The sequence below is a fragment of the Marinomonas sp. TI.3.20 genome (assembly GCF_038155025.1).
GTDB lineage: Bacteria > Pseudomonadota > Gammaproteobacteria > Pseudomonadales > Marinomonadaceae > Marinomonas > Marinomonas flavescens.
In genome coordinates this window covers 1-291 of the sequence record NZ_JBAKAS010000105.1, presented here as the reverse complement: position 1 = coordinate 291, position 291 = coordinate 1, and the positions used below count along the sequence as shown (strand labels likewise).

Here is a 291-nt window from a genome sequence, read left to right as displayed (position 1 = left end):
AGCAGCTTGCGCAAAACCAAAAAGAGCTGAAAGAAATGCTGAAGCGTCTAGAAGAAGCGCTTGCAGATGTCAAACTGCCTGATCAAGATGTGCCTTTTTCATCACAGAAAGGCAAGCTAGTTAGTCCGCTTAGAAAACTGGTTCGTTTGCCGACTGACGGAAAGGTTAATCTTGGTGCCTTAGAAAACCTTGATGAGCTCGAAGAACTGTCTGAATTGATTGTTCGCGCATTAGACGCTTTGCTTGATTACCAAAACTACCCAATTCCAGCCGCACAACGTGCGACTGAAC

The 291-nt window shown here is 45.4% G+C and carries 1 pseudogene; it reads left to right on the top strand.

Features of this window, described 5'->3' with window-relative positions:
* Positions 1 to 35: 35 nt before the first annotated feature.
* Positions 36 to 291, top strand: a pseudogene (locus V6259_RS19760) (hypothetical protein); the annotation flags it as partial.